This is a genomic window from Pseudomonas muyukensis, from assembly GCF_019139535.1.
Classification (GTDB): Bacteria; Pseudomonadota; Gammaproteobacteria; order Pseudomonadales; family Pseudomonadaceae; genus Aquipseudomonas; species Aquipseudomonas muyukensis.
Map to the genome: position 1 here is coordinate 441,698 of NZ_CP077073.1, position 26,836 is coordinate 468,533.

Annotated in this window: 25 protein-coding genes and 1 other RNA gene; 16 read left to right on the plus strand and 10 right to left on the minus strand. The window is 67.1% G+C overall.

The genetic code is table 11. The features are described 5' to 3' along the window. Nucleotides 1-14: 14 nt before the first annotated feature. The 7 genes from KSS95_RS02055 to KSS95_RS02085 form a co-directional block, all read right to left on the minus strand. Nucleotides 15-1,637, minus strand: a complete 1,623-nt coding sequence (locus KSS95_RS02055; RefSeq protein WP_217851204.1) for an ABC transporter permease — start codon at nt 1,635-1,637, stop codon at nt 15-17. 151 nt (nt 1,638-1,788) lie between these two features. Then, nucleotides 1,789-2,790 (minus strand): extracellular solute-binding protein, encoded by a 1,002-nt coding sequence (locus KSS95_RS02060; RefSeq protein WP_217851205.1) that lies wholly within the window; start codon nt 2,788-2,790, stop codon nt 1,789-1,791. 149 nt (nt 2,791-2,939) lie between these two features. Continuing rightward, complete coding sequence (locus tag KSS95_RS02065) at nt 2,940-4,163, minus strand: 2-octaprenyl-3-methyl-6-methoxy-1,4-benzoquinol hydroxylase (RefSeq protein WP_217851207.1); 1,224 nt, start codon at nt 4,161-4,163, stop codon at nt 2,940-2,942. A gap of 3 nt (nt 4,164-4,166) precedes the next feature. Continuing rightward, nucleotides 4,167-4,649 (minus strand): DUF4442 domain-containing protein, encoded by a 483-nt coding sequence (locus tag KSS95_RS02070; RefSeq protein ID WP_217851209.1) that lies wholly within the window; start codon nt 4,647-4,649, stop codon nt 4,167-4,169. After that, the gene (gene ubiH, locus KSS95_RS02075; RefSeq protein WP_217851211.1) at nt 4,646-5,845 is read right to left on the minus strand and encodes a 2-octaprenyl-6-methoxyphenyl hydroxylase; all 1,200 of its coding nucleotides are present in this window, start codon (nt 5,843-5,845) and stop codon (nt 4,646-4,648) included. The genes KSS95_RS02070 and ubiH overlap by 4 nt, the downstream gene beginning before the upstream one ends. Next, on the minus strand, nt 5,842-7,176 hold the full coding sequence (gene pepP, locus KSS95_RS02080) for a Xaa-Pro aminopeptidase (RefSeq protein WP_217851217.1): 1,335 nt from the start codon (nt 7,174-7,176) through the stop codon (nt 5,842-5,844). Before pepP ends, ubiH begins: the two co-directional genes overlap by 4 nt. A gap of 21 nt (nt 7,177-7,197) precedes the next feature. Then, nucleotides 7,198-7,752, minus strand: coding sequence for a YecA/YgfB family protein (locus KSS95_RS02085; protein WP_217851219.1), 555 nt, complete (start codon nt 7,750-7,752; stop codon nt 7,198-7,200). A gap of 153 nt (nt 7,753-7,905) precedes the next feature. On the opposite strand from KSS95_RS02085, the gene KSS95_RS02090 reads away from it, so the two are divergent. The 4 genes from KSS95_RS02090 to KSS95_RS02105 all read left to right on the plus strand — a co-directional run bounded on the left by KSS95_RS02090 (nt 7,906) and on the right by KSS95_RS02105 (nt 9,295). Then, nucleotides 7,906-8,115, plus strand: coding sequence for a TIGR02449 family protein (locus tag KSS95_RS02090; RefSeq protein WP_217851221.1), 210 nt, complete (start codon nt 7,906-7,908; stop codon nt 8,113-8,115). Beyond that, nucleotides 8,112-8,429: a cell division protein ZapA gene (locus KSS95_RS02095; protein WP_217851223.1), complete on the plus strand. Its 318-nt coding sequence runs from the start codon at nt 8,112-8,114 to the stop codon at nt 8,427-8,429. Before KSS95_RS02090 ends, KSS95_RS02095 begins: the two co-directional genes overlap by 4 nt. 17 nt (nt 8,430-8,446) lie before the next feature. Beyond that, nucleotides 8,447-8,626, plus strand: a non-coding RNA gene (ssrS, locus tag KSS95_RS02100) — 6S RNA. Between the two features lie 60 nt (nt 8,627-8,686). Next, complete coding sequence (locus KSS95_RS02105; protein ID WP_217851225.1) at nt 8,687-9,295, plus strand: 5-formyltetrahydrofolate cyclo-ligase; 609 nt, start codon at nt 8,687-8,689, stop codon at nt 9,293-9,295. Nucleotides 9,296-9,314: 19 nt separating this feature from the next. Here KSS95_RS02105 and KSS95_RS02110 read toward each other — a convergent pair whose 3' ends face one another. Then, the gene (locus KSS95_RS02110; RefSeq protein WP_217851227.1) at nt 9,315-9,467 is read right to left on the minus strand and encodes a hypothetical protein; all 153 of its coding nucleotides are present in this window, start codon (nt 9,465-9,467) and stop codon (nt 9,315-9,317) included. Between the two features lie 176 nt (nt 9,468-9,643). Here KSS95_RS02110 and KSS95_RS02115 point away from each other — a divergent pair, with 176 nt between their 5' ends. The 4 genes from KSS95_RS02115 (at nt 9,644) to KSS95_RS02130 (ending at nt 14,981) form a co-directional block, all read left to right on the plus strand. After that, entirely contained in the window at nt 9,644-10,093 is a 450-nt protein-coding gene (locus tag KSS95_RS02115) for an EVE domain-containing protein (protein WP_217851229.1), read from the plus strand. 94 nt (nt 10,094-10,187) lie between these two features. Further along, nucleotides 10,188-11,147 (plus strand): HlyD family secretion protein, encoded by a 960-nt coding sequence (locus KSS95_RS02120; RefSeq protein ID WP_217851231.1) that lies wholly within the window; start codon nt 10,188-10,190, stop codon nt 11,145-11,147. Continuing rightward, nucleotides 11,144-13,867: a ribosome-associated ATPase/putative transporter RbbA gene (gene rbbA, locus KSS95_RS02125; RefSeq protein WP_217851233.1), complete on the plus strand. Its 2,724-nt coding sequence runs from the start codon at nt 11,144-11,146 to the stop codon at nt 13,865-13,867. The genes KSS95_RS02120 and rbbA overlap by 4 nt, the downstream gene beginning before the upstream one ends. 1 nt (nt 13,868) lies before the next feature. Next, nucleotides 13,869-14,981 carry an ABC transporter permease gene (locus KSS95_RS02130; protein WP_217851235.1) on the plus strand — a complete coding sequence of 371 codons (1,113 nt, stop codon included), beginning with the start codon at nt 13,869-13,871 and terminating at the stop codon, nt 14,979-14,981. Here the strand turns inward: KSS95_RS02130 and KSS95_RS02135 are convergent, their stop codons facing one another. Next, nucleotides 14,982-15,383, minus strand: a complete 402-nt coding sequence (locus tag KSS95_RS02135) for a flagellar basal body-associated protein FliL (protein WP_217851237.1) — start codon at nt 15,381-15,383, stop codon at nt 14,982-14,984. Between the two features lie 157 nt (nt 15,384-15,540). Between KSS95_RS02135 and KSS95_RS02140 the strand changes: the two genes are divergently transcribed. The 7 genes from KSS95_RS02140 to KSS95_RS02170 all read left to right on the plus strand — a co-directional run bounded on the left by KSS95_RS02140 (nt 15,541) and on the right by KSS95_RS02170 (nt 23,411). Beyond that, nucleotides 15,541-16,518, plus strand: coding sequence for an NADPH:quinone oxidoreductase family protein (locus tag KSS95_RS02140; protein WP_217851239.1), 978 nt, complete (start codon nt 15,541-15,543; stop codon nt 16,516-16,518). Between the two features lie 455 nt (nt 16,519-16,973). After that, nucleotides 16,974-18,215 carry an SfnB family sulfur acquisition oxidoreductase gene (locus KSS95_RS02145; RefSeq protein ID WP_217851241.1) on the plus strand — a complete coding sequence of 414 codons (1,242 nt, stop codon included), beginning with the start codon at nt 16,974-16,976 and terminating at the stop codon, nt 18,213-18,215. An 85-nt stretch (nt 18,216-18,300) separates the two neighbouring features. Next, on the plus strand, nt 18,301-19,482 hold the full coding sequence (locus tag KSS95_RS02150) for an SfnB family sulfur acquisition oxidoreductase (protein ID WP_217851243.1): 1,182 nt from the start codon (nt 18,301-18,303) through the stop codon (nt 19,480-19,482). Next, nucleotides 19,482-20,873, plus strand: coding sequence for an LLM class flavin-dependent oxidoreductase (locus KSS95_RS02155; protein WP_217851245.1), 1,392 nt, complete (start codon nt 19,482-19,484; stop codon nt 20,871-20,873). The genes KSS95_RS02150 and KSS95_RS02155 overlap by 1 nt, the downstream gene beginning before the upstream one ends. Continuing rightward, nucleotides 20,866-21,666, plus strand: coding sequence for a MetQ/NlpA family ABC transporter substrate-binding protein (locus tag KSS95_RS02160; protein ID WP_217851247.1), 801 nt, complete (start codon nt 20,866-20,868; stop codon nt 21,664-21,666). Before KSS95_RS02155 ends, KSS95_RS02160 begins: the two co-directional genes overlap by 8 nt. A gap of 1 nt (nt 21,667) precedes the next feature. Then, a complete protein-coding gene (locus tag KSS95_RS02165; RefSeq protein WP_217851249.1) occupies nt 21,668-22,777 on the plus strand; it encodes a methionine ABC transporter ATP-binding protein in 1,110 nt (369 codons plus the stop codon). Then, nucleotides 22,767-23,411 (plus strand): methionine ABC transporter permease, encoded by a 645-nt coding sequence (locus KSS95_RS02170; RefSeq protein WP_217851251.1) that lies wholly within the window; start codon nt 22,767-22,769, stop codon nt 23,409-23,411. Before KSS95_RS02165 ends, KSS95_RS02170 begins: the two co-directional genes overlap by 11 nt. 171 nt (nt 23,412-23,582) lie before the next feature. Here the strand turns inward: KSS95_RS02170 and dibA are convergent, their stop codons facing one another. Continuing rightward, nucleotides 23,583-25,478, minus strand: coding sequence for a phosphodiesterase DibA (gene dibA / locus KSS95_RS02175; RefSeq protein ID WP_217851253.1), 1,896 nt, complete (start codon nt 25,476-25,478; stop codon nt 23,583-23,585). 150 nt (nt 25,479-25,628) lie between these two features. Here dibA and desA point away from each other — a divergent pair, with 150 nt between their 5' ends. Beyond that, entirely contained in the window at nt 25,629-26,813 is a 1,185-nt protein-coding gene (gene desA / locus KSS95_RS02180) for a delta-9 fatty acid desaturase DesA (protein ID WP_217851254.1), read from the plus strand. Nucleotides 26,814-26,836: the final 23 nt, after the last annotated feature.

Below are 26,836 nucleotides of genomic sequence, written 5' to 3' on the forward strand. Positions count from 1 at the left end.
GCCGTGTGGCACCCTCAGCGCGGTTGCCCCGGGCGTTGGGCCGAACGGCGAATCAGGCCGATCACCGGCAGCAGGCCGACCAGCACCAAGGTCAGCGCCGGCAGCGAAGCTCGCGCCCATTCACCCTCGCTGGTCATCTCGAACACGCGCACGGCCAGGGTGTCCCAGCCGAACGGCCGCATCAGCAGGGTGGCCGGCATTTCCTTGAGCACGTCGACGAACACCAGCAACGCGGCGCTGAGGGCGCCGGGCACCAGCAACGGCAGATACACCTTGAAAAACAATCGTGGGCCGCCGACCCCGAGGCTGCGCGAGGCCTCCGGCAGCGACGGACGGATGCGCTCCAGGCTGCTTTCCAGCGGGCCATAGGCCACGGCGATGAAGCGCACCAGGTAGGCCAGCAGCAAGGCCGACAGGCTGCCCAGCAGCAGCGGCTTGCCGGCGCCTCCCAGCCACTGCGACAACGGGATCACCAGTTGATTGTCCAGGTAGCTGAACGCCAGCATGATCGACACTGCCAGCACCGAGCCAGGCAGCGCATAGCCCAGGTTGGCCAGGCCGACCCCGGCGCGAATGCTCCGGCTCGGCGCCTGGCGCCGGGCGAAGGCCAACAGCAGCGCCACGCAGACCGTGATCAGCGCCGCCATGGCGCCCAGGTACAGGGTGTGCATGACCAGCCCGACATAGCGCTCGTCCAGGTCATGCCGGCCGCGCTGCCAGAACCAGGCAAGCAGTTGCAGCATTGGAATCACGAAAGCGCAGGCGAACACCAACAGGCACCAGCCCGTGGCAGCCAGGGCCTTGAACCCATGCAGGTGATACAGCGCCTGCCCGCGTGGGCGCTCATTGCCACTGCGGCTGGCGCCGCGGGCGCGACGCTCGCCGTACAGCACCAGCATCACCGCCAACAGCAACAGGCTGGCCAGTTGCGCCGCGCTGGACAGGCTGAAGAAGCCATACCAGGTCTTGTAGATGGCTGTGGTGAAGGTGTCGAAGTTGAACACCGCCACCGCGCCGAAATCGGCCAGGGTCTCCATCAAGGCCAGGGCGATGCCGGCGCCGATGGCCGGCCGCGCCATCGGCAGGGCCACGCGCCAGAACGCCTGCAAGGGCGACAGCCCGAGCACTCGCGCCGCCTCCATCAGGCCTTTGCCCTGGGCCAGGAAGGCGCTGCGCGCCAACAGGTAGACATAGGGGTAGAACACCAGCACCAGCACCGTGATTACCCCGCCGGTGGAGCGTACCCGCGGCAGGCGCATCGGCCCGAACACCTCGCGCAAGGCGCTCTGCACGGGGCCGGCGAAATCCAGCAGGCCGACGAAGACGAATGCCAGTACGTAAGCCGGAATGGCAAACGGCAGCATCAACGCCCAGTCGAGCCAACGCCGGCCCGGGAATTCACACAGGCTGGTGAGCCAGGCCAGGCTCACCCCCAGCACGCTCACGCCGATGCCCACCCCCAGCACCAGCGTGAGGGTATTGCCCAGCAGGCGGCCCATCTGGGTGTCGAGCAGGTGCGACCAGATCTGCGTATCGACCGACTGCCAGGACAGCAGCAGGACGCTCAGCGGCAGCAGGACCAGGGCGGCGGTCAGCGAGACCGGGAGGTACCAGCGGCGTTGGGGAGTATGGGGCAATGCAGGAGTCTCGGTTGCAGGTGGCGACCGCTGCGCGGTCGTTCGCGGCTCAAGCCGCTCCTACAAGGGACCGTGCAATCCCCGCAACCTGTAGGAGCGGCTTCAGCCGCGAAGGGGCCCTTGAGGGCCCCGAAAGAATAAGCCGTGAAACTCAGTTCCAGCCAGCCCGGTCCATCAAGCGAATGGCCTCGGCCTGACGCTTGCCGGCAACCTCGACCGGAATACTGTCGGCCTTGAAGCTACCCCACGCCGCCACTTCCTCGGAAGGCTGGACCTTCGGGTTGGCCGGGAATTCCTGGTTGATATCGGCGAACAGCTTCTGCGCCTGCTCGCCCGTCATCCACTCCACCAGCTTCCTGGCGGCCTCTGGATGCGGCGCGTGCTTGGTCAGGCCAATGCCCGACAGGTTGACGTGCACGCCACGGTCGCCCTGGTTGGGCCAGAACAGTTTCACCGGCAGGTCAGGCTTTTCCTTGTGCAGGCGGCCGTAGTAGTAGGTGTTGACGATGCCCACGTCGCACTGACCGGCGGCGATGGCCTGGAGTACCGCGGTGTCGTCGGAGAACACGTCGGTGGACAGGTTGTTGACCCAGCCCTTGATCAGTTTTTCGGTCTCGGCTTCGCCGTGGTTCTCGATCAGGGTGGCGGTCAACGACTGGTTGTAGACCTTCTTCGCCGTGCGCAGGCACAGCCGGCCTTCCCAATGCTTGTCGGCCAGGGCCTCGTAGGTGCTCAGTTCCTGCGGCTTGACCCGCTCGGTGGAGTAGGCGATGGTCCGCGCGCGCAGGCTCAGGCCGGTCCAATCGTGGGACGAGGCGCGATACTGCGCGGGGATGTTCTGCTCGATCACGGTCGACTTGATCGGTTGCAGGATGCCCATCTGCTCGGCCTGCCAGAGGTTGCCGGCATCGACGGTGAGCAACAGGTCGGCGACGCCGTTCTGGCCCTCGGCCTTGATGCGCTGCATCAAGGGCGCTTCCTTGTCGGTAATGAACTTGATCTTGACGCCGGTCTTGGCGGTATAGGCGTCGAACACCGGCTTGATCAGCTCGTCGATGCGCGAGGAATACACCACCACTTCGTCCGCCGCCTGGGCGGTACCGCCGAACAGAGTAAGGGCCAGGGCGGCCAGAAGGGGCTTGCGGGGCAACATCGGGGGTACTCCTCGCTGAGTTTAGAGGTGCAAATGGTAGTGGTTCCCATTTTTCGACTCATCTGCCGAGCAGTTACCAGATGTTGCGAGGATTGCGCAGTAGGAGGGGCCTTGTGTCGCGCAAGGGCCGCCTAGCGGCCCCGCCCCTCTCAGGCCCTGGCCAGCTCCGGCAGGTCCCCGGACAACCCCAACGCCTGACGCACGAACACCGCCTTGGCCTCCGGCAACTGCTCCACCAGCTTCAAGCCGCTGTTGCGCAACCAGCGCAGCGGCAGCGGGTTGGCCTGGAACAACCGCTCGAAGCCCTCCATCGCCGCCATCAGCGCCAGGTTGTGCGGCATGCGCCGGCGCTCGAAGCGGCTCAGCACCTTCACATCCGCCAGGCGCTCGCCACGCTCGCAGGCGCGCACCAGTTCCTCGGCCAGCACCGCGGCATCGAGAAAGCCCAGGTTGACGCCTTGCCCCGCCAGCGGGTGGATGGTGTGGGCCGCATCGCCGATCAGCGCCAGCCCTTGCTCCACGTAACGCTTGGCATGGCGCTGGCGCAGCGGTACACAGACCCGCGGGTCGGCCTCGAGCACCTCGCCCAGGCGCCCTTCGAAGGCCCGCTCGAGCGCCGCGCAGAACGCCGCATCGTCCATCGCCATGGCCTGCTCGGCCTGCTCCGGCGTAGTCGACCAGACGATCGAGCACCAGTCCTGGCCGCCATCGCGGCTCAACGGCAGGAACGCCAGCGGGCCTTCATCGGTGAAGCGCTGCCAGGCCGTGGCCTGGTGCGCCTGGCTGCAACGCACGCTGGTGACGATGGCGTGGTGCAGGTAATCCCATTCGCGAGTCTGGCAACCGGCCAGACGCCGCACCGCCGAGTTGGCGCCATCGGCGGCGATCACCAGCGGCGCGCGCAGCTTGCGGCCGTCGGCCAGGGTCAGCAGCCAGTCGTCGCCGGAGCGGCGCAGCTGCTCCAGGCGGGCATTGGGCAGCAAGCCGACATCGCTGTCGTGCAGGCGCTCCAGCAGGCCGTCCTGGACCACCCGGTTCTCGACGATATGGCCCAGCACCTGGGCATGCACACTGGCCGCCGAGAAGTGGATCTCACCGGTGCCGCTGCCATCCCAGACGTGCATGTCCGAATACGGCGACACCCGCCGCCGGGCGATGCCTTCCCAGGCCCCCAGGCGCTCGAGGATGCGCTGGCTGGCCGCCGACAGGGCACTGACCCGCGGCTCGAACGGCGCCTCAGGGTCAAAGGGCTTGACCGTCAGCGGCCCACCATCGAGCAGGACCACTTCCAGGCCGCTGTGACGCAGGGCCAACGCCAGGGCGCTGCCGACCATACCGGCACCGACAATCAACAGATCTGCGCGCGTTTCCATGCCTTACGCCTGCCTCGCTTGCGGCTTGAGCCGCACATATAGGGTTTTGTCGACCCGCGCCACCAGCTCGCCGGCACCGTCGCGGATCTCCACCTGCAACCGGGGCAGGTACTTCTTGCCGCTGGCGGTCTGCTGGCGAATCTCGTCCAGCAGCGCGTCGTCGACGTGGAATTGGGCATACACCGGGCCCTTGCCCGGGGCGATGAAGTCGATGCTGGCGGCCTTGTCCCAGACGATATAGTCGCGCCCCAGCCGCTCGATCAGCAGCAGCATGTAGAACGGGTCGACCATGGCATACAGGCTGCCGCCGAACTGGGTGCCGACGTAGTTGCGATTCCACCGCGTCAGCTTCATGCGCACCTTGACGCTGCGCATGTCCGGGCTGATTTCCTGGATATGAATGCCGGCACCCAGGTAAGGCGGATAGAGGTTCAGCAACCAGCGCAACAGGCGGGCCCGGCGCGCGAGCCGACGCGAATCGCTCATGCCCGGCCTCGCGGATCGGGGCGGGTGCCCAGGCCCATGGCCTGGCGGGCGAACCAACGCTTGGCCGGTGGCAGCAGGTCCAGGCCGAGCAAGCCGAGGTTACGCCCCGCGGCCAGCAGCGGCTGCTGGCTGCCGAACAGGCGGGTGACCTGATCGGAAAAACCGATGGTCAGGGCCTGATCGAGGCGCTGACGCTGGTGATAGGCCTGCAAGGTGGCCAGGTCGCCAGGCTGCTGCGGCCCCGCCAAGAGTGCCTCGGCCAGCGACTGCACGTCGCGCAGCGACAGGTTGAAACCCTGCCCGGCGATCGGGTGCAGGCTGTGGGCGGCGTTGCCGAGCACCACCAGGTGCGGGCGCACCTGCTCCTCGGCCTCGACCAGCGCCAGCGGGTAGAGGTGCCGCGCGCCGACCTGGCGCAAGGCGCCCAGGCGGTAACCGAAGGCGTCCTGCAGCTCGCCCAGGAAGCTGCGCTCGTCCAGCTCGGCCAAGCGCTTGGCGTCCATGCCCTGACGGGTCCAGACCAGCGCGCAGCGGTTCTCCGGCAGCGGCAGCAAAGCCATCGGGCCTTGCTCGGTGAAACGCTCGAAGGCTTGCCCGGCATGGGCCTCGCCGGGGGTGATGTTGGCGATCAGCGCGCTCTGGTCGTAGGGCGTGCGCCGCACATGGATGCCCAGCTGCTCGCGCAGGCCGGAGCGGCCGCCGTCGGCCAGTACCGCCAGGTCGCATTCCAGCGAAGTGTCGTCGTCCAGTTGCAGGCGGTAGCCACCGGCAATGGCCTGCAGCGCCTTGACCTCGGCCGGGCAGCGCCAGCTGATGACCTGGTTGTCGATCGCCTGCCACAGGCACTGGCCAAGCCAGGCGTTCTCGACCACATAGCCCAACGCCGGCACGCCTTCTTCCTGGGCGTCCAGGCGGGCGGCACCGAAGCGGCCGCGGTCGGACACCTGGATCTGCCGGATCGGCTCGGCGCGGCGGCTGATGGTCTGCCACAGGCCCAGCTGCTCGTAGATCTGCCGGGTACCGTAGGACAGCGCCGAAGAACGGGCGTCGTAGCTGGGCTGGAAGCTGTCGCCCGGGGCGAACGGCTCGATCAGCAGAATCTTCCAGCCACGGGCCTTGGCCGCTGCCTGCAACGTGAGGGCCAGGCTGGCGCCAACCAGGCCGCCGCCGATGATCGCCAGGTTGACCCGGTTCATGCGGCGTCCTTGCGGGCGGCCAGCATCAACGCCTCGATTTCGGCCACCGTGCGCGGCACGCCTGAAGTGAGGATTTCACAGCCTTGTCTGGTCACTACCACGTCGTCCTCGATCCTTACGCCGATACCGCGCCACTTCTTCGCCACGCGGGTGTTGTCGGCGCCAATGTAGATGCCCGGTTCCACGGTCAGCGCCATGCCCGGCTCGAGCACGCGCCACTGGCCGCCGACCTTGTATTCGCCGACATCGTGCACGTCCATGCCCAGCCAGTGCCCGGCGCGGTGCATGTAGAAGGCACGGTAGGCCTCGCTGTCGATCAGCGCCTGCACCTCGCCCTTGAGCAACCCCAGCTCCACCAGGCCGGCGGTGATCACCCGCACGGTGGCCTCGTGGGCATGGTTCCAGTGCTTGCCCGGCGCGATTTCGGCGAACGCGGCGGCCTGGGCGGCGAGCACCAGCTCGTAGATGGCTTTCTGCTCCGGCGAGAAGCGTCCGCTGACCGGGAAGGTGCGGGTGATGTCGCTGGCGTAGCAGTCGATCTCGCAACCGGCGTCGATCAGCACCAGGTCGCCGTCCTTGAGCGGCGCGTCGTTCTGCTGGTAATGCAGGATGCAGCCATTGCGCCCGGCGGCGACGATCGAGCCGTAGGCCGGCATCTTCGCCCCGCCCTTGCGGAACGCGTAGTCCAGCTCGGCTTCCAGGCTGTATTCGTGCAGCCCGGCGCGGCAGGCCTGCATGGCCCGCACGTGGGCGCCGGCAGAAATAGCCGCGGCCTCACGCATCACCTTCACTTCCGCCGCCGATTTATACAGCCGCATGTCGTGCAGCAGATGATCCAGGGCAACGAACTCGTTCGGCGGCTGCGCGCCCAGGCGCGCCTTGGAGCGGATCACGTTGATCCAGTCCATCAGCCGGCGGTCGAACTCGGGGTTGCTGCCCATGTTGCTGTAGACCCGCTCACGGCCTTCGATCAGGCCGGGGAGGATCTCGTCGATGTCGGTGATGGGGAAGGCGTCATCGGCACCGAAGGCGCGCACCGCGCCTTCCTGGCCGGCACGCAGGCCGTCCCATTGCTCGCGCTCGGGGTTGCGTTCACGGCAGAACAGCACGTACTCGCCATGTTCGCGGCCGGGGATCAGGGCGATCACCGCCTCGGGCTCGGGGAAGCCGCTCAGGTACTGGAAATCGCTGTCCTGGCGGTAGACGTGCTCGACGTCGCGGTTGCGGATGGCGACCGCGGCGGCGGGCAGGATGGCGATGCTGTTGGGGACCATCTGCGCCATCAGCGCCTTGCGCCGACGGGCGTACTCCGCCTTGGGTATGTGGCTCATGGGCAAACGATCCCGTTCAGATCAGTGCAGCGAAGGCTTTGGCGCAGGCGCTTCGGGCTGGGCCAGCTCGGTGTACAGCAGCAGCGGGGCGACGCGCAGGTACTCCATGACTTCCATGTAGTCGCTTTCGCCGTCCTCGGACTCTTCCAGCGCTTCCTGGACCTGCGAGATGGCCACCAGGTCCTGCAGCACTTCCTTGGCATCGGTGGACAAGTCCTTGCCACCGGCGTTCAGACCGAAACCGGTGATGAAGCCCTGGCACCACTGGCCCAGCGCGGCGGCGCGGTCGGCCAGCGCGGCGTCGTCGGTAGGCAGCAGCAGGACAATGGCGACGTCCTCGCCGGTGAGCTCGGCCTTGACCATCTCTTGCAGGCCGACCAGGGCGTTGCGAACCGAGTCGCCCGGCTCGGTCTCGAGCAACTGGGCGGCGTCGGCCAGCCAGGCGTCGGCATCGAAGCCGGCGCCGGCGCAGCTGCGACCGATCAGCAGGCCGTGCAGCTCGGCAGGGGTGACAGGGTGGCCATTGCTCGACAGCAGCATGGCGAAGGCGACGTAGGGCGATTGGGTATTGGGCATGGTCTGCTAGGCGCCAGGCGGCGCAATGACTAGAATGAAGACCTTGTATCCTAGCACCGGCAGGCGCGCCAAGACCATCAGCACTGGCCGCCGGGGGCCCGAGGCAGGCATGATCGGCAGGTGCGTAACGATGGAGCGAATCGAGTGCAACCCATGCAAGAGAACGACCTGCAAGCGCTGATGAGCCGGTTCGAGTCGCTGATCGCGCGCGTCGAGCAACTAAAACGGCAAAACGCACTCTTAGTAGCTCAGGAAAAATCCTGGCGCGAGGAGCGCGCCCACCTCATCGAAAAGAACGAGATCGCCAAACGCAAGATCGAATCGATGATCCTGCGCCTCAAGGCCCTGGAGCAAGACTCATGAGTTCAAGCAATAGCGTCACCGTGCAGATCCTCGACAAGGAATACTCGATCATCTGCCCACCGGAAGAGCGCAACAACCTGGTCGGTGCCGCGCGTTACCTGGATGGCAAGATGCGCGAGATCCGCAGCAGCGGCAAGGTGATCGGCGCCGACCGTATCGCCGTGATGGCCGCGCTGAACATCACCCACGAACTGCTGCACCGCCAGGAACGCCCGGAAACCACCGGCGGCGGCGCCACCCGCGAACAGGTGCGCGACCTGCTGGAGCGGGTCGACCAGGCACTGTCCGACGACCCGGTTAGCAAAAGCGACTGAGATTGGTATACTGGCGCCACTCCCTGGGGGATGCGCCAGTCGGTTATGTCCCTGAGCCGATACGCACAACCACGGGGGTTGCACGCTGGGGCCGGTGTGCATGTCCGCCCGACGGAAAGCCTTAACGCCCCCTGCAATCTCCACCTTGAACTTTCGGGTTCAAGGGCTACACCGATAGCGGTCTTGTCGGGGAGCCTGCTTCAGAACTGCCCGCCTGCCACGGCGGGCATTTCGTTTTCTCTGGGATCGCCCGTGCCATGACCGACACCGCGCCGCTTACCCGCCCCCAGCTTCGCCGCCTCCTGCGCAACGCCCGTCGCGCCCTCAGCCCCGCCCAGCAACGCCAGGCCGCCGAAGGTCTTTATCGCCAGCTGGCGCAGGATCCATTGTTCCGCCGCGCCCGGCACATCGCCTTGTACCTGCCCAACGACGGCGAGATCGATCCGCAGTTGCTGCTGCGCGAGGCGCACAAACGCGGCAAGCACGTCTACCTGCCGGTGCTGCACGCCTGGCCGCGCACGCGCATGGTGTTCCAGCGTTTCGAGGCCGGCGAAAAACTGCGCCCGAACCGCTTCGGCATTGCCGAACCGCTGGTCGAGCGCAAGCGTCAACGGCCGATCTGGGCGCTGGACCTGATCCTGCTGCCGTTGGTCGGTTTCGATGAAGTGGGGGGACGCCTGGGCATGGGGGGCGGCTTCTATGACCGCAGCCTGGCCTATCAGAGCCGGCGCAAGGCCTGGAAAAAACCGCTGCTGCTGGGGCTGGCCCATGAGTGCCAGAAAGTCGAGCGGCTCAACCAGGCGAGCTGGGATGTACCTTTGCAAGGCACGGTCTCGGACCGTGGCTGGTACCTGGCGCCGAAATGAGCCGGCGCGAAAAGAGGGATCAGCGCGGCGGCTGCGCCGGATCGACGGGCGCCTGCTGGTAGGCAGCGTCCAGCTTGCGTTCCCACAAGCCTTGCGCGTAACCGGTAGTGACCACGCCCAGCCCGAAAATGAAGGCCAGGATCCAGAGCAGGTCCGGTTTACGTTGTTTCATCGATTGCCCCCCTAGGCAAAAGGTCCAGGCTCGGCGGCTTTCTTGATGGCTGCCGGAGCGTATAGCTTAAAATCGGCGCATTTTCCGACAACATGAGGCGACACGCAAACCTTGGCGCCAACCGACCGTCGGTTTCATGCAACGAGTTATTTCAAACCTTTTCAGGAGCAGCACCCATGGCCTACTGGCTGATGAAATCCGAGCCCGACGAGCTCTCCATCGAAGCCTTGGCACGCCTGGGCAACACCCGTTGGGACGGGGTGCGCAATTACCAGGCGCGCAACTTCCTGCGGGCCATGAGCGTAGGCGATGAGTTCTTCTTCTACCACTCCAGCTGCCCGCAGCCGGGGATCGCCGGCATTGCCCGCATCCGCGCCGCGGCCTATCCCGACCCCACGGCGCTGGACCCGACCAGCCACTACCACGACGCCAAGGCCAGTGCCGAGAAGAACCCCTGGAGCGCGGTGGACGTGGAGCACGTGAAAACCTTCCGCCAGGTCCTCGGCCTGGGCCTGCTCAAGCAGCAGGCGGCGCTGGAGGAACTGCCACTGGTGCACAAGGGTAGCCGCCTGTCGGTCATGCCGGTCAGCGCCGAGCAATGGGCCGCGATCCTCGCGCTCAGCTGATTCAGGGTCTATCGTCAGGGGTTTGACCAATATCAACGCGCAAGGAAGCGCGTCGCGCCAGGATAAGGCGTGCAAGCCGCAGGATGCAGACCGAATGAACCGCAAAGCCCCCAGAATTTTCGCTTGTGCCCTGGTTTTACTGCTGTTGGCGGCAGGTGGGCTGGGCTACTGGAAGTCCCTGCACGACCGCCTGCCCGAGGGCCTGAGCATGGGCAACGGGCGCCTCGAATCCACCGAAGTGCAAATTGCCACCAAGGTCCCAGGCCGCCTGGCCGAGGTCTTGGTCGACGAGGGCGACCAGGTCGTGCGCGGCCAGCTGCTGGCGCGCATCGATACCCGCACCCTCCAAGCCCAGCGCACCCAGGCCGAGGCCGAGGTGCTGCGGGCCCGCCAGAACCAGGCCGCCGCCCAGGCCAGCGTGCAACTGCGCCAGAGCGAGCTGCTGCTGGCCAGCCAGGAACTCAAGCGGGTACGCGAAATCTTCCAGCGCAAGTTCGCCAGCCAGCAACTGCTCGACCAGCAGCAGGCCCGCTACGACACCGCCGGCGCCGCGGTGCAGGCCGCCCGCGCCCAGCTGGCAGCGATCACGGCCGCCATTGGCGCCGCCGAAGCCCAGGTCGCGCAGCTCACCAGCGAGATCGACGACAGCAGCCTGCGCGCGCCCATCGACGGCATCATCCAGCTGCGCCTGGCCGAACCCGGCGAAGTGCTGGGTGCCGGTGGCCGGGTGCTGATGCTGATCGACCCCAGCGACCAGTACATGAACCTCTACCTGCCCGCCTCGACCACCGGCCGGCTGACCGTCGGCGCCCCGGCGCGCATCGTCCTCGACGCCCTGCCCGACCAGGCGCTGCCGGCCAAGATAGCGTTCGTCGCGGCCAAGGCGCAGTTCACCCCGAAACAGGTCGAAACCCGTGACGAGCGGCAGAAGCTGGTGTTCCGCGTCAAGCTGCGCCTGACCGCGCCGAGCGCCGTGCCCCAGGCCAAACCGGGCATGCCCGGGGCCGGCTACGTGCGCACCGCCGAGGTGGACTGGCCGGCCAACCTGCAATGACCATCGCCCCCGCGCTGCTGGCCGCCGGCATCCACCACCGCTACGGCAAGTACCAGGCCCTGGCGGAGGTGGCCTTCAGCCTGCCCGCCGGAACCCGCTGCGGCCTGATCGGCCCGGACGGCGCCGGCAAGTCGACCCTGCTCGGCCTGATCGCCGGGGTCAAGCGCCTGCAACAGGGCGAGCTGCAAGTGCTGGGCGGCTCGATTCGCCAGCGTCGCCACCGCACCGCGCTGTACCCCAAGGTCGCCTTCATGCCCCAGGGGCTGGGCAACAACCTGTACCCGGAGCTGTCGATCGCCGAGAACATCCGCTTCTTCGCCACCCTGTTCGGCCTCGGCCGCGCCGAGTGCGAGCAACGCATGGCCAGCCTGCTGCAAGCCACCGACCTGGCGCGCTTCGCCGAGCGCCCGGCGGGCAAGCTGTCGGGCGGCATGAAGCAGAAACTTGGCCTGTGCTGTGCGTTGATCCACGAGCCAGACCTGCTGATCCTCGACGAGCCGACCACCGGCGTCGACCCACTGTCGCGGCGGCGCTTCTGGGAACTGGTGGAGCAGGTGCGCGGCCAGCGCCCACAGCTGACCCTGCTGGTGGCCACCGCCTACATGGAAGAGGCCGAACAGTTCGAGCATTGCCTGATGCTTGACGGCGGCCGCCTGCTGGCCGCCGGGCTGAGCCGCGAACTGGCCGCGAGCACGCCCAGCGGCAAGCTCGACGATGCCTTCACCCACTTCCAGGGCGCCGGCCGCGACCAGCCCGAGCCGCTGCGCATCCCGCCGCGCCCGAGCGACGATGGGCCGGTCGCCATCGAGGCCCACGACCTGACCCTGCGCTTCGGCGACTTCACCGCGGTGAACAAGGTCAGCTTCGCCATTGGCCGTGGCGAGATCTTCGGTTTCCTCGGCTCCAACGGCTGCGGCAAGACCACCACCATGAAGGTGCTCACCGGCCTGATGCCGGCCAGCGAAGGCAGCGCCAGCCTGCTTGGCCGCCCGGTGGATGCGGGCGACCTGGCCACCCGCAAGCGGGTCGGCTTCATGTCCCAGAGCTTTTCCCTGTACGGCGAGCTGAGCGCCCGGCAGAACCTCGAGCTGCACGCGCGCCTGTTCGACCTGGCCAAGGCCGACAGCGCGCCGCGCATCGCCGAACTGCTCGAGCGCTTCGACCTCGCCGCCATCGCCGATCAGCCCTCCGGCGCGCTGCCCCTGGGCCTGCGCCAGCGCCTGTCGCTGGCCGTGGCGGTACTGCACCGCCCGGAAGTGCTGATCCTCGACGAACCCACCTCAGGCGTCGACCCGGCAGCCCGCGACGACTTCTGGCGGCTGTTGGTTCAGTTGTCCCGCGAGCAGGGCGTGACCATCTTCCTGTCTACCCACTTCATGAACGAGGCGCTGCGCTGCGACCGCATCTCGCTGATGCACGCGGGTCGGGTACTGGCCTGCGACACGCCGCAGGCGTTGCAGCGCCAGTTCGGCGGCGCAACCCTGGAGGACGCCTTCGTCACCTGCCTGGAACAGGCCCAGCAAGCCCCCACCCCGGCCCAGTCCGCCAGCGCCCTGGGCCAGGCCGCCGCCACCACGCCCGTGCTGCGCCAGGCCTTCAGCCTGCGCCGCCTGCTGGCGGTGGCCAGCCGCGAAGGCAAGGAACTGCTGCGCGACAAGGTGCGCCTGGCCTTCGCCCTGCTGGGCGCGCTGTTCATGATGGTGATCTTCGGCTATGGCATTTCGCTGGATGTCGAGAACCTGGCCTTTGCCGTGTACGACCAGGACCAGAGCCCGCAGAGCCGCGCCTACCTGGAGGCCTTCCGCGGCTCGCGGTACTTCGCCGAGCAGCCGCCGATCCGCGACGCCCGCCAGTTGCACCAGCGCCTGCAACGTTCGGAAATCAAGCTGGCGCTGGAGATCCCGCCGGGCTTCGGCCGCGACCTGCACGCCGGGCGCCAACCCGTGGTCGCCGCCTGGCTCGACGGCGGCATGCCGTTCCGCGCCGAGACCAGCCGCAACTATGTCGAAGCCGTGCACCAGGGCAACCTCGAGCAACTGGCGGCGCTCAGCCCCCGGCCTGTCGCGCGCCAACAGCCAGTGCGCCTGGAAACCCGCTTTCGCTACAACCAGGACGTGGTCAGCGTGAACGCCATCGGCCCCGGGGTGATGGCGCTGATCCTGGCGTTCATCCCGGCCATGCTCACCGCCCTGGGCATCGTCCGCGAGAAGGAGCTGGGCTCGATCACCAACTTCTACGCCACGCCCCTGACCCGCCTGGAGTTCCTGCTTGGCAAGCAGGCACCGTACCTGGCGGTAAGCCTGGTCAACCTGGCGCTGCTGGTGGCGATGAACCGCTGGCTGTTCGGCGTGCCGCTCAAGGGCAGCCCGCTGGCCCTGGCCTGCGGCGGCCTGGCCTACCTGCTGGCGACCACCAGCCTGGGCCTGCTGATCTCGGCGTTCACCCGCACGCAAATTGCCGCGATCCTCGGCACCATGATTCTCACCAGCCTGCCGACCATCCAGTTCTCCGGGCTGATCGTGCCGCGCTCGTCGCTGGAAGGCGCGGCGGCGCTGATGGGCCAGTTGTTCCCGGCCGGCTACTTCCTCGACATCGCCGTCGGCACCTTCACCAAGGCCCTGGGCCTGCGCGAGCTATGGCCGCAGTGCCTGGCGCTGCTGGGCTTCTTCGCCGCGTTCAGTGGGCTGAGCCTGGTCATGCTGAAAAAGCAGGAGGCCTGAAATGCGTCGCCTCGCCCACACCCTGCGCCTGGGCCTGAAGGAGCTGACCAGCCTGCGCCACGACAGCGTGTTGCTGTTGTTCCTGCTGTACGCCTTCAGCGTGGCGATCTACATGCCCGCGGCGGGTTCGGTGATCGGCGTGCACAACGCCAGCGTGGCGGTGGTCGACGAAGACCACAGCGCCGTCTCGCGCAAGCTCGCCGAAGCGCTGCAGCCGCCGGAGTTCCAAGCCGCCGTGGCGCTGCCCAGCGCACGCCTGGACCAAGCCATGGACAGCGGCCAGTACACCTTCGTGATCAACCTGCCGGTGAACTTCCAGGCCGACCTGCTGGCCGGGCGCTCGCCGCAGTTGCAGGTCAACGTCGACGCCACGGCCATGAGCCAGGCGTTCATGGGCGCCGGCTACATCGGCCGGATCTTCGAGCGCGAGTTGCTCGAGTACACCGACCGCGACGCGGCGCAGAGCCCGGCGCTGCTCAACCCCAAGGCGCTGTTCAACCCCAACCTGGAGGGCGGCTGGTTCCTGGCGGTGATCCAGATCGTCAACAACATCACCATCCTGGCGATCATCCTCACCGGCACCGCGCTGCTGCGCGAGCGCGAGCATGGCACCCTCGACCACCTGCTGGTGCTGCCGTTGACGGCGCTGGAAATCATGCTGGCGAAGATCGCCAGCAACGCCCTGGTGGTGGTGCTGTGCACCTGGGTTTCGCTGGAGGTGGTGGTCAAGGGTGCGCTGGGAGTGCCGCTGGCCGGTTCCCTGGGGCTGTTCCTGGGGGTGACTGCGCTGTACCTGTTCGCCAGCACGGCGCTGGGCATCTTCCTCGCCACCCTGGCGCGCTCGACGCCGCAGTTCGGCCTGCTGGCAATCCCGGTGATCATCCCGATGCTGCTGCTCTCGGGCGGCAGCACGCCGCTGGACAGCATGCCGCAGTGGCTGCAGTGGGTCATGCAGGGTTCGCCCTCGACCCACTTCGTCAGCCTCGGCGCCGCGATCCTGTTCCGCGACGCCGGGCTGGCCGTGGTCTGGCCGGACGTAGCAGCCCTGGCGGTGATCGGCCTGGTGTTCTTCGGCGTGGCCCTGGCGCGCTTTCGCCGCAGCCTCGCTTCGTGATCACTGCACGATCAGGTTGTTGAACAGCAGGTCCTCGACGATCGGCTTGCCCTCTTCGGACTCCATCACCTGCTGCACCTGCTTCAGGGCTTCCTGGCGCAGTTTTTCCTTGGCCTCGACGTTGCTCATGTTGTCCACGCCCTGCTGGGTGAACAGCGCCACCAGCTGGTTGCGGATCAGCGGCTCATGGTGCTTGACCGCAGCGGCGGCGGTATCGCCGGTCACGCGCAGGGCGACATCGGCCTTGTACACCCGCAGCTTGGGGTTGCCGTCGAGGGCGTAGTTGCCAACGAAGGGCGGGCTGAGGGTGATATAGGCCACCTTGGGCTCGCCTTCCTTTTCCTCGGCCATCGCCGCCGCTGGCAGCAGCAGCGCCAGCACCATCCAGATCCACGCTTTCACGAATTCGCTCCTCAATACAGTTGGCGCCAGCTTACCCAGCGCACCGGCCAAACCCAAGCCCGGGCTTATGAAGGTGCATCAGGGCGGGCCATGCTCGTTGACCCGGGGGGCCGCCCTCCTACACTTATCGGCCACCACACGCAAAGGAATAGCCCTGATGAAAGCCTTGTTGTGCAAAGCCCTGGGCCCAGCGCGGGATCTGGTCCTGGAAGAGGTCGCCGGGCCTGCGCCGAAGAAGAACGAAGTGCTGATCGACGTGCATGCCGCCGGGGTCAACTTCCCCGACACCCTGATCATCGAAGGCAAGTACCAGTTCCAGCCACCGCTGCCGTTCTCGCCGGGGGGCGAGGCCGCCGGCGTGGTGGCCGCGGTCGGCGAGAAGGCTGGCGCCTTCCAGGTTGGCGAGCGGGTCATGGCCCTGACCGGCTGGGGCGCCTTCGCCGAGCAGGTGGCGGTGCCGTTCTACAACGTGCTGCCAATTCCGACGGGAATGGACTTCACCACCGCCGCCGCCTTTGGCATGACCTACGGCACCTCGATGCACGCCCTGACCCAGCGCGGCCAGCTCAAGGCCGGCGAGACCCTGCTGGTGCTCGGCGCCTCTGGCGGGGTGGGCCTGGCGGCGGTGGAGATCGGCAAGGCCCTGGGCGCGCGGGTGATCGCCGCGGCCAGCAGCGCCGAGAAACTGGCCATCGCCAAGGCTGCCGGGGCCGACGAGCTGATCGACTACAGCCAGGCCAGCCTCAAGGACGAGATCAAGCGCCTGACCGGCGGCCAGGGCGTCGATGTGGTCTACGACCCGGTTGGCGGCGCGCTGTTCGACCAGGCGGTGCGCGGATTGGCCTGGAATGGCCGGCTGCTGGTGGTGGGCTTTGCCAGTGGCAGCATCCCGCAACTGCCGGTGAACCTGGCGCTGCTCAAGGGCGCGGCGGTGCTCGGGGTGTTCTGGGGCGCGTTCGCCCAGCGCCAGCCGCAGGACAACGCCGCCAACTTCCGCCAGCTGTTCGCCTGGCATGCCGAGGGCAAGCTCAAGCCGCTGGTGTCGCAGACCTTTGCACTGGCCGAGGGCGGCGCGGCGATCGAACGCCTGGCGCAGCGCCAGGCGGTGGGCAAGCTGGTGGTGACGGTCCGGTAACGCCATACAACGTAAGAGCAACTGTCTTGCTGAGACCTCTCAACTGGCGTGATCTCTGTAGGAGCGGCCTTGCCGAGGCGTCGGACCGGTCGGAAAGGGCCGCAAAGCGGCCCCGGCGATCTTTGCAACAACGCTGAAATCCCGGGGCTGCTGCGCAGCCCTTTCGCGACACAAGGCCGCTCCTACAGGTTGACGTAGTAGCTGTGGGCGCATCGCCTGAATCGCGGGGCTAGCCCGCTCCCACGACGGGTACACTTCTATCCATATTCCTAAACGGTAGTTCATAAACTTTTTCTAAACGAATAGGGTATATCGACCGGACCACCGGACCAGCAAATGTCTGTCGCCGTCAGCTGAGGCGACGCTTTCCACTTTGTGAGGTAAGGAATGGTCAGGATCACAATCACCCCAGTGGCCAACGCCAGGGCATTGAGTGCAGCCCAGGAGCGGTACTGATGTCTAGCCAGCCAACTACCCGACTCCACAGCGATATCGACAGCTCGCCGCCGCTGCTGCCGGCCAAGGTGCTGCGCAACGACGCAGAGGCCCTGCAGGCCGCCCGCGAACTGGCCGAGGTGGCCCGCCAGCAGGCGGCCAAGCGTGACCAGCAACGCAAGCTGCCCTGGGCCGAGATCGAACAGTTCACCCGCAGCGGCCTGGGCAGCATCAGCGTGCCCAAGGCCTATGGCGGCCCCGAGGTGTCGTTCGTCACCATCGCCGAAGTGTTCCGCCTGATCAGCGCCGCCGACCCGGCGCTGGGGCAGATTCCGCAAAACCAGTTCGGCATCCTGCAACTGATCCGCCTGACCGCCACCGAAGCCCAGCAGGCAGCGGTCTTGCGCGCCGTGCTCGACGGCTGGCGCATCGGCAATGCCGGGCCCGAACGCGGCACCAAGGACACGCTCACACTCAAGGCCCGCATCACCCGCGACGGCGATGGCTATCGCATCAGCGGCGAGAAGTTCTACTCCACCGGCGCCCTGTTCGCCCACTGGGTGGCGGTCAAGGCCCTGGACGACGAGGGGCGCCAGCGCCTGGCGCTGGTTCGCCGGGGCAGCCCGGGGCTGCGCATCGTCGACGACTGGTCCGGCTTCGGCCAGCGCACCACCGCCAGCGGCACCGTGCTGCTCGACCAGGTGCCGGTGGACGCCGACCTGGTCATCGACAACTGGCGCCATCGGGAACAACCCAGCACCCAGGGCGCGGCCTCGCAACTGATCCAGGCCGCCATCGACGCCGGCATCGCCGAGGCCGCAATCGACGACGCAATCCAGTTCGTGCGCGAGAAATCGCGGCCGTGGATCGAAGCCAAGGTCGAGCGCAACAGCGACGACCCCTATGTGATCGCCGATATCGGCCGCCTCAAGCTCGACCTGCACGCCGCCGAAGCACTGCTGCGCAAGGCCGCGAAGGTGCTCGACGAGGTCAACGCCGGGCCCCTCGACGATGCCGCCGCCGCGCGGGCATCGATCGCCGTGGCCGAGGCCAAGGTGCTCACCACCGAGATCGCCTTGCAGGCCAGCGAGAAGCTCTTCGAGCTGGCCGGCAGCCGCGCCAGCCTGGCCGAGTTCAACCTCGACCGGCACTGGCGCAACGCAAGGGTGCACACCCTGCACGACCCGGTGCGCTGGAAGTACCACGCCGTCGGCGCCTACTACCTCAACGGCACCCTGCCGGCCCGCCATTCCTGGATCTGATTCAAGGCCCTTCGCCAGCAAACCGGCCCCTACGCACTCTCCGTAGGAGCCGGCCTGCCGGCGAACAGCCCCTGCGGAGAGCACCATGACTGCATCCCTCATCACCAGCGACGCCCAGGCCCTGGCCGTCGCCGAAGAAATCGCCCATTCACTGCGCCACGACAGCGCCGCGCGTGACCGCGAACGCCGCCTGCCCCACGCCGAACTCGACCATTTCGTGCAGACCGGCCTGTGGGGCATCAGCGTGCCCAAGGCCTTCGGCGGCGCCGGCGTCTCCAGCGCCACCCTGGCCAAGGTCATCGCCCGCATCGCCCAGGCCGACGCCTCGCTCGGGCAGATCCCGCAGAACCACTTCTACGCCCTGGAAGTGCTGCGGGTGAACGGCACCCCGGCACAACAGAAACGCTTGTATGCCGAAGTCCTCGCCGGCCGCCGCTTCGGCAACGCCCTGGCCGAGATCGGCACCAGGAACGCCCATGAACGCACCACCCGCCTGACCCGCGATGGCGACCATTACCGTATCGATGGCCGCAAGTTCTACTGCACTGGCGCCCTCTACGCCCAACGCATCCCGACCCTGGTGATCGACGAACAGGGGGTTTCACACCTGGCCTTCGTGCCCGCCGACACCCCGGGGATCGAGGTGATCGACGACTGGAGCGGCTTCGGCCAGCGCACCACCGGCAGTGGCTCGGTGGTGTTCGACAATGTGTTCGTCCGCGCCGAGGACGTGGTGCCGTTCCAGAGCGCCTTCGATCGCCCGACCACGGTCGGCCCGCTGGCGCAGATCCTCCACGCCGCCATCGACACCGGCATCGCCCGCGCCGCCTTCGAGGACGCCCTGCACTTCGTGCGCACCCGCAGCCGGCCGTGGATCGATTCCGGCCTGGACAAGGCCAGCGACGACCCGCTGACCCTGAAAAGCTTCGGCCACCTGGCGATCCGCCTGCACGCCGCCGAAGCCCTGCTCGAGCGCGCCGGGGAAATCCTCGACCTCGCCCAGGCCGACAGCAACGCCGAGACCCTGGCCGCCGCCTCCATCGCCGTGGCCGAGGCGCGGGCGATCAGCACCGAGATCTCGCTCGCCGCTGGCACCACCCTGTTCGAGCTGGCCGGCAGCCAGGCCACCCTGGCCGAGCACAACCTCGACCGCCACTGGCGCAACGCCCGCGTCCACACCCTGCACGACCCGGTGCGCTGGAAGTACCACGCCATCGGCAACTACTACCTCAACGACGAGAAGCCGCCGCGCCGGGGGACCATCTGATGGCCCGCCAGATCCTGCTCAACGCCTTCAACATGAACTGCATCGGGCACATCAACCATGGCCTGTGGACCCACCCACGGGACACCTCGACCCAGTACAAGACCCTGGAATACTGGACCGACCTCGCCCGCCTGCTGGAACGCGGGCTGTTCGACGGCCTGTTCATCGCCGACATCGTCGGCACCTACGACGTGTACGGGCAGTCGGTGCAGGTGCCGCTGAAAGAGGCCATCCAGCTACCGGTCAACGACCCACTGCTGCTGGTCTCGGCCATGGCCGCAGTGACCCGGCACCTGGGCTTCGGCCTCACCGCCAACCTGACCTACGAGGCGCCGTACCTGTTCGCCCGGCGCCTCTCCACCCTCGATCACCTGAGCAACGGCCGAGTCGGCTGGAATATCGTCACCGGCTACCTCGACAGCGCCGCCCGGGCCATGGGCCTGGAACAGCAACCCGAGCATGACCGCCGCTACGACCAGGCCGACGAATACCTGCAGGTGCTGTACAAGTTGCTCGAAGGCAGCTGGGACGACGACGCCGTGATCGCCGACCGCGAACAGCGCGTGTATGCGCGTCCGGACAAGGTGCGCAAGGTCGAGCACCACGGTGAGTTCTACAAGGTCGAGGGCTATCACCTGTGCGAACCCTCGCCCCAGCGCACCCCGGTGCTGTTCCAGGCGGGCAGTTCGGCGCGCGGCCTGGCGTTCGCCGGCAACCATGCCGAATGCGTGTTCATCGGCGGCCAGGACAAGCCGTCCACCCGCGCCCAGGTCGACAAGGTGCGCGCAGCGGCCAAGGCGGCCGGGCGCGATCCCCAGGCGGTGAAGGTGTTCATGGGCCTCACCGTGATCGTCGCCCCGACCGAGCAGCAGGCTCGCGCCAAGCATGCCGAGTACCTGCGCCACGCCAGCGCCGAGGCCGGCGTGGCGCACTTCGCCAGCTCCACCGGCATCGACTTCTCACGCTACGAACTGGACGAGCCCATCGGTTTCGCCAAAGGCAACGCCATCCAATCCGCCACCCGCCAGTTGCAGGACAACGCCTGGACCCGTCGCCGCCTGCTCGAACAACACGCCCTGGGCGGGCGCTACGTGACCCTGGTCGGCGCCCCGGAACAAGTGGCCGAGCAACTGATCGCCTGGATCGACGAAACCGGCCTGGACGGCTTCAACCTGGCGCGCACCGTCACCCCGGAGAGCTACGAGGACTTCATCGACCTGGTGATCCCGGAACTGCAACGCCGCGGCCGCTACAAGACCGCCTACGCCCAGGGCAGCCTGCGCCAGAAGCTGTTCGCCACACCCCACGCCCACCTGCCCGCCGACCACCCCGGCGCCGCCTATCGCAACCCACCTGTCCCTGCCCCGACTGGAGCCCTGCACCATGCTTGAGAAACTGTTCCGGCCCGTCGCGGCCATCGCCCTGGGCCTGGGCCTGTGCGCCACCGCCCTCGCCGCCGAGCCGCTGAAGATCGGCACCACCGCCGCCTTCGCCATCCCACTGGAAGCCGCTGTGGAAGAGGCCCACAAGCAAGGCCTGGACGTGAAATTGATCGAGTTCAGCGACTGGATCGCACCGAACGTCAGCCTCAACAGCGGCGACATCGACGTGAACTACTTCCAGCACATCCCCTTCCTGGAGAATGCCAAGGCCGCCGCCGGTTTCAACCTGGTGCCCTACGCGCCGGGGATCATCAACAACGTCGGCCTCTACTCGAAGCGCTACAAAAGCTTCGCCGAGCTGCCCGAAGGCGCCAGCGTGGCCATCGCCAACGACCCGATCAACAGTGGCCGAGGCCTGCAGTTGCTGGCCAAGGCCGGGTTGATCACCCTCAAGCCGGGCGTGGGCTACAAGGCCACCGAGGATGACATCGTCGCCAACCCCAGGAAGATCAAGATTCTCCAGGTCGAGGCGGTACAGCTGGTGCGCGCCTATGACGACGCCGACCTGGTCCAGGGCTACCCGGCCTACATCCGCCTGGCCAATAGCTTCGACGCCACCTCGGCGCTGCTGTTCGACGGCCTGGAGAACAAGGAATACGTGATCCAGTTCGTGATCCGCCCGCAGGAGAAGAACGACCCGCGCCTGGCCAAGTTCGTCGACATCTACCAGCACTCGCCCGCCGTGCGCGCCGCCCTGGACAAGGCCCACGGCAAGCTCTACCAGGCCGGTTGGGAAGGCTGACATGGCCCAGGCCAGCGCCCTCAGGGCGCCCGTCCCCCCCGTCGAACCGCACAAGGCCACGGAGCAGACTCTGCGCCCGGACGTGAGCCAGGCCCACGTGCGCTTCATCGGCCTGGGCAAGACCTACCCAGGCCAGGCCCAGCCCGCGCTGCACGGCATCGACCTGAACATTCGCCGCGGCGAAATTTTCGGCATCATCGGCCGCAGTGGCGCCGGCAAGTCGTCGCTGCTGCGCACCATCAACCGCCTGGAACAGCCCAGCCAGGGCCGGGTACTGATCGACCAGGTGGATATCGCGCCGTTCGACGAGGACCGCCTGGTGGCCCTGCGCCGGCGCATCGGCATGATCTTCCAGCACTTCAACCTCATGTCGGCCAAGACCGTGTGGCAGAACGTCGAGCTGCCGTTGAAGGTGGCCGGCGTCGCCAAGGCCGAGCGCCAGCGCAAGGTGCGCGAGCTGCTGGCGCTGGTCGGGCTGGCGGAGAAACAGCATGTCTACCCGGCACAACTGTCGGGTGGGCAGAAACAGCGGGTCGGTATCGCCCGGGCGCTGGTGCACGACCCTGAGATTCTGCTGTGCGATGAGGCCACGTCGGCGCTGGACCCGGAAACCACCGCCTCGATCCTTGAACTGCTGCGCGACATCAACCGGCGCCTGGGCCTGACGGTGGTGCTGATCACCCACGAGATGGCGGTGATCCGCGATATCTGCCACCGCGTGGTGGTGCTGGAGCGCGGCGAAGTGGTCGAGCAGGGCGAAGTCTGGCAGGTGTTCGGCGCACCGCGCCATGAGGTGACTCACACGCTGCTGGCACCCTTGCAGGCGCGGCTCCCCGAGGCATTGCAAGCCAGCCTGCGCGCCAGCCCCGCCAGCCGTGATGCGGCCGTGGTACTCAAGCTCGGCCTGGTCGGCGAGCCGGAACTGAGCGCCCTGTTCGCTGACCTGGGTGGGCGGGTGCGCCTGCTGCAGGGCGGCATCGAGACCATCGGCGAGCATGCCGTGGGGCAACTGGTCCTGTCCGTGCGCGGCTCGCCGCTGGACACCCGTCAATTGCTGGAACGCGCCCGTCGCTGGGCTGCGGATGTGGAGGTGCTGGGCCATGTGGATTGATCGCTTGCTGCAAGGCCTGCTCGACACCTTGCTGATGGTCGGCGTGTCGTCGCTGGTGGCGTTGATCATCGGCGTGCCGATGGCGGTGCTGCTGGTGACCAGCGACAAGGGCGGGATCTTCGAGGCCGCGGCGCTGAACCGGGTGCTGGGCGCCATCGTCAACCTGTTCCGTTCGATCCCGTTCCTGATCCTGATGGTCGCGCTGATCCCCTTCACCCGCCTGGTGGTTGGCACCACCTACGGCGTATGGGCCGCGGTGGTGCCATTGACCATCGCCGCGACACCGTTCTTCGCGCGAATCGCCGAGGTCAGCCTGCGCGAGGTCGACCATGGGCTGGTCGAGGCGGCCCAGGCCATGGGCTGCCGGCGCTGGCACATCGTCTGGCACGTGTTGCTGCCCGAGGCGCTGCCGGGGATCGTCGGCGGCTTCACCATCACCCTGGTGACCTTGATCAACTCATCGGCCATGGCCGGGGCGATCGGCGCCGGCGGCCTGGGGGATATCGCCTATCGCTATGGCTACCAGCGCTTCGACAGCCAGATCATGCTGACCGTGATCGTGATGCTGGTGGCGTTGGTGGCGGTGATCCAGCTGGGTGGCGATCGTCTGGCCAAAAGCTTGAACAAACGTTGAAGATTACCGGTGTAGGAGCGGCCTTGCCGAGGCGTCGGACCGGTCGGAAAGGGCCGCAAAGCGGCCCCAGCGATCTTTGCATCAACGCTGAAATCCTGGGGCCGCTTTGCGCGCCTTGCCGACCGGCCCGACGCCTCGGCAAGGCCGCTCCTACAACGCTATGCGCAAGGCTCAGCCCCAATGCAGCTGCGCCGCCGGCACCGGCCTGCCAAACCAGTACCCCTGCCCCAGCTGGCACTGCTGCTCCAGCAGGAAGCGCGCCTGCTCGGCCTGCTCGATACCCTCGGCATGCACCTGCATGCCCATGCTCCGGGCCAGGGCGATAATCACCCGGACGATGGCGATATCGTCATCGTCCAACGGCAGCCCGGCAACGAAACCCTGATCGATCTTGAGCTTCTGCACCGGCAGGCGCTTGAGCCGCAGCAACGACGAATAGCCCGTGCCGAAATCGTCGATGGCCAGGCTCAAGCCCAGCTCGCGCAGGCGGTGCAGCTGCTCCAGTGCCACTTCAGGGTCTTCCATCACCGCGCTTTCGGTCACTTCCAGCTCCAGCAGCGCCGGATCCAGGCCGCTGTCGTGCAGCACATCGGCCACTTGCCGGTACAGGTCGCGCTGGCTGAACAGGCGGCTGGAGATGTTCACCGCGACGAAGGCCAACTGCCGCCCTTCGGTCTGCCACTGCACCATCTGCCGGCAGGCCTGGCGCAGCACCCAGGCGTCGATCTCGGCGATCAGCCCGGTGCGCTCGGCGATGGGGATGAACTCCCCGGGCGGCACCAGGCCACGCTGGGGGTGCTGCCAGCGCACCAAGGCCTCGACCCCGACCATGCGCGCGGTGAACAGGTCGTGCACCGGCTGGAAGAACACCCGCAGCTCTTGCTGCTCCAGGGCACGGCGCAATTCGCCGGCCGTCTCGACCCGCTGCTGGGCGTGGGCGGTGAGTTCCTCGGTGTACAACGCATAGCAGGCGCGGCCGTTGCTCTTGGCCTTGAACAGCGCCGAATCGGCATTGCGCAGCAGTTGTTCGCCACTCAGGGCATCGCTGGGGAACAGGCTGATACCGATGCTGACACTGATGAACAGGCGGTTGCCCTCGAAACAGAAGGGTTCTTTCAAGCGCTCGATGATGGTCTGCGCCAGCTTGCCGGCATGGCCGACCTGCTGGCAGTTCTCGGCCAGCACGCCGAACTCGTCGCCGCCCAGGCGCGCCAGGGTCACGCCGTTGCCCAGCACCTCGCGCAGGCGCTCGCCCACCAGCTTGAGCAACTGGTCGCCAATGGTATGGCCAAGGCCGTCGTTGATGCTCTGGAAGTGGTCGAGGTCGAGCAGCAGCAGCGCGCAGCCGCGCTTGTTGGCCTGCGCCGCGGCCAAGGCCTGCTCGACCCGGTCATTGAACAACAGCCGATTGGGCAGGCCAGTCAGCGGGTCATGGTGGGCGAGGTAGGCCAGTTCTTCCTCGCTATGCTTGATCGCGCTGATGTCGCTGAACACCGCCACGTAGTGGCTGAGCGCGCCGCTGTCGTCGCGAATGGCGCAGATCGTCTGCCATTGCGGGTAGATTTCGCCGCTCTTGCGGCGGTTCCAGATCTCCCCGCTCCACTCGCCCTTGTCGGCCAGGGTGGCGTAGATCTGCTGGTAGAACGGCGCGCCATGGCGGCCAGACTTGAACTTGCTCGGGCGCTGGCCGATGACCTCGTCCTGCTGATAGCCGGTGATGCGCATGAAGGCCCGGTTGACGTGCACGATCAGGCCATTGCGGTCGGTGACCAACACCCCTTCCAGGGTGCTGTCGAACACCGCCGCGGCCATGCGCAGGCGCTCGCGGTCCTCGCTGCGCAGGCGCGCGCCGATGCCGATGAAGTTCAGCAGCCGGGCGCGCGAGACAAAAATCAGCAAGGCGCTGAGCAACACCCAGACCACCACGTTGATCTGCCGCCCTACGGTGAGCGCCAGCGGGTCCTCGGTCATGCCGTGCAGAACCAGTTCCGACAGCACCAGCCAGAGGATCGAAAGCACCACGTAGAGCCCGGCCATGCGCAAGGCGTCGCGAACGGAAACAGACATGTCGGGTGGATGAGCCCATGAAAAATGAAGGGGCATTATAAGGGCTGAAACACCCTGTGACCTCCTATCAAAAAGGGCGACTGGTTTTATTTCCCCGCCAAGGGATAATGCGAGCGCTGTTCCCCCTGTTTTCCGAGGGTCTTTCCCGTTATGTGGTACTACGGTTTACTCGACTTGTCGGCCTGGCAACTGGTCGCCGTCACCTTGCTGCTGACCCATGTCACCATCGTCAGCGTCACCATCTACCTGCACCGCTACTCGGCCCACCGTGCCCTGGAGCTGAACGCGGGCCTCAAGCATTTCTTCCGTTTCTGGCTGTGGCTGACCACGGCGCAGAACACCCGCGAGTGGACCGCCATCCACCGCAAGCATCACGCCAAGTGCGAAACCCCGGACGACCCGCACAGCCCGCTGCACAAGGGCCTGGGCACGGTGCTGCGCAAGGGCGCCGAGCTGTACCGCGCCGAGGCGCGCAACGAGGAAACCCTGCGCATCTATGGCAAGAACTGCCCGGATGACTGGATCGAGCGCAACCTCTACAGCCGCTACAAGCTTGGCGGCATCGCCCTGATGGCGGTCATCGACCTGCTGCTGTTCGGCACGATCGGCATCACCATCTGGGCCATCCAGATGATGTGGATACCCTTCTGGGCCGCCGGCGTGGTCAACGGCCTGGGCCACGCGGTCGGCTACCGCAACTTCGAGTGCCGCGACGCCGCCACCAACCTGGTGCCCTGGGGCATCATCATTGGCGGCGAGGAGCTGCACAACAACCACCACACCTACCCCAACTCGGCCAAGCTTTCGGTACGCCGCTGGGAATTCGACATGGGCTGGATGTGGATCCGCCTGCTGAGCCTGCTGCGCCTGGCCAAGGTGCAGCGCGTCGCGCCCATCGCCCACCGGGTCGAAGGCAAGGCCTCGCTGGACATGGACACCGCCATGGCCATCCTCAACAACCGCTTCCAGATCATGGCCCAGTACCGCAAGCTGGTGATCGGCCCGTTGGTCAAGCAGGAGCTGGACAAGGTCGACGCCTCGGTGCGCCACCGCTTCCGCCGCGCCAAGCGCCTGCTGTCGCGGGAAACCAGCCTGCTGCAGGACCGGCACCACGTGCGCATCGAATCGATGCTGGCCCACAGCCAGGCACTGAAGACCATCTATGAAAAGCGCCTGGCGCTGCAGCAGATCTGGGCACGTACCAGCGCCAACGGCCACGACATGCTCGCGGCCATGAAAGACTGGGTACACGAGGCCGAGGCCAGCGGTATCCAATCGCTGCGTGACTTCGCCGAGCAGCTCAAGACCTACTCGCTGCGCCCCAGCGGCGCCTGACCGCCGTTGATCGGCATGCCCCG

Coding starts and splice junctions, on each gene's coding strand:
- KSS95_RS02060 (WP_217851205.1), bottom strand. CDS start 2,790: ATGTTGCCCCGCAAGCCCCTTCTGGCCGCCCTGGCCCTTACTCTGTTC.
- KSS95_RS02065 (WP_217851207.1), bottom strand. CDS start 4,163: ATGGAAACGCGCGCAGATCTGTTGATTGTCGGTGCCGGTATGGTCGGC.
- KSS95_RS02070 (WP_217851209.1), bottom strand. CDS start 4,649: ATGAGCGATTCGCGTCGGCTCGCGCGCCGGGCCCGCCTGTTGCGCTGG.
- ubiH (WP_217851211.1), bottom strand. CDS start 5,845: ATGAACCGGGTCAACCTGGCGATCATCGGCGGCGGCCTGGTTGGCGCC.
- pepP (WP_217851217.1), bottom strand. CDS start 7,176: ATGAGCCACATACCCAAGGCGGAGTACGCCCGTCGGCGCAAGGCGCTG.
- KSS95_RS02085 (WP_217851219.1), bottom strand. CDS start 7,752: ATGCCCAATACCCAATCGCCCTACGTCGCCTTCGCCATGCTGCTGTCG.
- KSS95_RS02090 (WP_217851221.1), top strand. CDS start 7,906: ATGCAAGAGAACGACCTGCAAGCGCTGATGAGCCGGTTCGAGTCGCTG.
- KSS95_RS02095 (WP_217851223.1), top strand. CDS start 8,112: ATGAGTTCAAGCAATAGCGTCACCGTGCAGATCCTCGACAAGGAATAC.
- KSS95_RS02105 (WP_217851225.1), top strand. CDS start 8,687: ATGACCGACACCGCGCCGCTTACCCGCCCCCAGCTTCGCCGCCTCCTG.
- KSS95_RS02110 (WP_217851227.1), bottom strand. CDS start 9,467: ATGAAACAACGTAAACCGGACCTGCTCTGGATCCTGGCCTTCATTTTC.
- KSS95_RS02115 (WP_217851229.1), top strand. CDS start 9,644: ATGGCCTACTGGCTGATGAAATCCGAGCCCGACGAGCTCTCCATCGAA.
- KSS95_RS02120 (WP_217851231.1), top strand. CDS start 10,188: ATGAACCGCAAAGCCCCCAGAATTTTCGCTTGTGCCCTGGTTTTACTG.
- rbbA (WP_217851233.1), top strand. CDS start 11,144: ATGACCATCGCCCCCGCGCTGCTGGCCGCCGGCATCCACCACCGCTAC.
- KSS95_RS02130 (WP_217851235.1), top strand. CDS start 13,869: ATGCGTCGCCTCGCCCACACCCTGCGCCTGGGCCTGAAGGAGCTGACC.
- KSS95_RS02140 (WP_217851239.1), top strand. CDS start 15,541: ATGAAAGCCTTGTTGTGCAAAGCCCTGGGCCCAGCGCGGGATCTGGTC.
- KSS95_RS02145 (WP_217851241.1), top strand. CDS start 16,974: ATGTCTAGCCAGCCAACTACCCGACTCCACAGCGATATCGACAGCTCG.
- KSS95_RS02150 (WP_217851243.1), top strand. CDS start 18,301: ATGACTGCATCCCTCATCACCAGCGACGCCCAGGCCCTGGCCGTCGCC.
- KSS95_RS02155 (WP_217851245.1), top strand. CDS start 19,482: ATGGCCCGCCAGATCCTGCTCAACGCCTTCAACATGAACTGCATCGGG.
- KSS95_RS02160 (WP_217851247.1), top strand. CDS start 20,866: ATGCTTGAGAAACTGTTCCGGCCCGTCGCGGCCATCGCCCTGGGCCTG.
- KSS95_RS02165 (WP_217851249.1), top strand. CDS start 21,668: ATGGCCCAGGCCAGCGCCCTCAGGGCGCCCGTCCCCCCCGTCGAACCG.
- KSS95_RS02170 (WP_217851251.1), top strand. CDS start 22,767: ATGTGGATTGATCGCTTGCTGCAAGGCCTGCTCGACACCTTGCTGATG.
- dibA (WP_217851253.1), bottom strand. CDS start 25,478: ATGTCTGTTTCCGTTCGCGACGCCTTGCGCATGGCCGGGCTCTACGTG.
- desA (WP_217851254.1), top strand. CDS start 25,629: ATGTGGTACTACGGTTTACTCGACTTGTCGGCCTGGCAACTGGTCGCC.